General features: G+C 64.8%; 2 protein-coding genes. Both read left to right on the top strand.

Features of this window, described 5'->3' with window-relative positions:
• Nucleotides 1-30: 30 nt before the first annotated feature.
• The gene (locus EN914_RS31545) at nt 31-1,116 is read left to right on the top strand and encodes a sensor histidine kinase (protein ID WP_013530685.1); all 1,086 of its coding nucleotides are present in this window, start codon (nt 31-33) and stop codon (nt 1,114-1,116) included.
• Between the two features lie 226 nt (nt 1,117-1,342).
• Complete coding sequence (locus tag EN914_RS31540; protein WP_024501675.1) at nt 1,343-2,473, top strand: ROK family transcriptional regulator; 1,131 nt, start codon at nt 1,343-1,345, stop codon at nt 2,471-2,473.
• Nucleotides 2,474-2,617 lie beyond the last annotated feature (144 nt).

The following is a 2,617-nucleotide window of genomic DNA, read 5'->3' as shown; positions in this document are numbered from 1 at the left end:
GATGGTGCCCACACAGCACAGGCGCCGCAGATGACATCCGATACACAGAAGGCCGAAGCGGTCGGGCAGCTGCTCGAAACGCCGGACCTTGCCAGCGCGCTCGAAAGCGAACAGTTCAAGAAGTTCCTCGACCAGGTGCCGATCGCCATTGCCGTCTCGGACCTGGGTTCGAAGGAGCGTGTCGTCTATGCCAATCCGGAATTCGAGAAACTGTCCGGCCTCAAGGCGGCGATGCTCGCTCGCCAACACTGGGCGGCGCTTTCCGGCACCGGCCTGCACAAGCAGAAGGACCGGCCGCTGTTCGAGGCCGTGGTCGAGGACACTGATTTCATCGGCACGTTCCGGCTGGAGCGGAAGGAAGGCCAACCGACTATCGTCGACGTCTATTCCAACGTCATCGAGGACGACAATGGCAAGGCCTGCTTCCGGCTGGTGGCGCTGGTCGACGTTTCGGCCCATGGCGAAACCGAAGATGCGCGATCGATCGACGAGCGCATCCGCGAGAAGGACACGCTGCTGCGCGAATTGCAGCACCGGGTGAAGAACAATCTGCAGATGATCACCGCACTGATCCGGATGGAGACGCGCAACGCGGCCGAACCGGATCAGAAGCGTTTCGAGAGGCTGGCAGGTCGCGTCGATGCGCTGGCAATCCTCTACCAGACGCTGTCGGGGGACGATGAAAAGGATGAGGTCGATCTTGGCGTCTATCTCAGCCAGATCGCGTCGGCGGTGATGAACTCGCATGCGGTCGAGGGCATCCGCCTCGACATGAAGGTCGACACCTATCCGGTGTCGATCAATGTCGCCATGCCGACCGGGCTGGTGGTGAACGAACTTTTGACCAATGCGCTCAAACATGCCTTCCAGGGACGTGACGGCGGCACGATCACGCTGCACAGCATCGTTGACGGCGATGGCTGCCGCATCGTGGTCGCCGATGACGGCATTGGCTTGCCGGACGGCGAGAGCTGGCCCAAGCGCGGCAAACTCGGCGCGCTGATCGCCCGCTCGCTGACCGAGAATGCCAAGGCGGAGTTCGACGTGACGTCGAGCGCCGGCGAGGGCACGCGGGTGACCATCCTGTTCAAGCGCTCGGCTGCCACCGCAGCTTAGCGCGCGCGGGAGCCAAGCGGCATAGGTGGCCGTCTCCGCTTGGCTGATCTTCGACCTGCTCATGCCGGCCTTGCCTTCCCCGCTATCTCCCTTCGCGTCAATGCCCCTACTCCAGCGGCAGGGTAGGGTGAAAGCCAGGTGCATCGATGCCAGTCGCAAGCCGCGCTTTGCCGTGCTTGACAGGCTTAATTAATTTATTAACATTAGAAAATAATAGGGAGGAAGAATGGGCGCGCACCACGGAGCGATCCTGCGAATCCTGCGCGACGACGGTCCGCAGTCGCGCGCCGAACTGGCGCGGCGCACCTCGCTGTCACCCACCGCCCTGACCCATCTGACGGCCCATCTCCTGCGGGAAGGCACCGTGGTCGAGCTCAACCAGGCCACTGCCGGCGATGCACCCGTCGGCCGGCCGGCGATCGGCGTCGCGCTGGTGCCCGACGCCCTGTCCGTAGTTGGCGTGCACATTGGCGCGGGAACGATCGACGCGACCATCACCGACCTCAGGGCCGCCTCGAAAGCCATGGCCTCGCAGCATTTCGACACCGCCACCAGCGAACCCGCCGCGGTGATCGGCATGGTGGTGCGGATCGTCGAGCAATTGATCAAGAAGACCGGAGTCGACCGTTCGCGCCTGATCGGCCTGGGGCTCGGCGTGCCGGGACCGGTGGACACCAAGCGCCGCCGCAACCTGCAGTCGGTCAATTACGACTGGAAGGACGTGCCGTTCGCCGACGAACTCGAAACGGCGCTGCGCATGCCGGTGGTGGTCGAGCACAATGTCAGCGCGATGGCGCTGGCGGAATCGCGCTACGGCATCGGGCGCGACACGACCGCGCTGCTCTACATCTATCTGCGCACCGGCCTCGGCGCCGGTCTGGTGATCAACGGCATGCCGTTCCGTCCCGGCGGCTACGGGGCCGTCGAGCTTGGCCATGTCCAGGTGGTCGAGGATGGCGAGCGTTGCGCCTGCGGCAATGCGGGCTGCCTGGAGACGTTTCTGTCCGAGCGCGCGCTGGCCCGCGCCGCCCATATCGACACGCCTCATCCCAGGCGCCTGCTGGCCGCGGTGGAGAAATATCCCGACGTCTGGAACGCGGCGCTCCGGCATCTGACGACGGCCATAGCGACGGCGACCAATTTGCTCAATCCCGATCTGATCGTCTTTGGCGGTCACCTGGCCGAAGCCCCGGAAAGCTTCATCGATCATATAAGGCGGGGCGTTCCGCCACGCGTCCTGCCGCCGATGCGCGACGTGCTGCGGGTCGAGCGGTCGAGCCTTGGCCCAGGTGCCGGCGCCATCGGTGCTGCTGCGGCGGCGCTCGACCATTTTTTCTATTCGGGGGTGTCGCGATGAGCGAAGCGTCGAAGACGACACGCTCCGGCGGCGGCTCGAACGAGGATCGGGGTATCGACTATCGCGGTCTCGCGCTCAATCTCTGCGGTCTCGTCGCCGGCATCGCCATCTGGTGGGTGTTGACGGCGGGCGGCGCGGTGGGCC

The sequence above is a fragment of the Mesorhizobium sp. M7A.F.Ca.CA.001.08.2.1 genome (assembly GCF_003998455.1).
Lineage (GTDB): Bacteria > Pseudomonadota > Alphaproteobacteria > Rhizobiales > Rhizobiaceae > Mesorhizobium > Mesorhizobium ciceri.
Note: the sequence above shows the minus strand (reverse complement) of the source record. Positions and strands in the feature narration are given on the sequence as shown.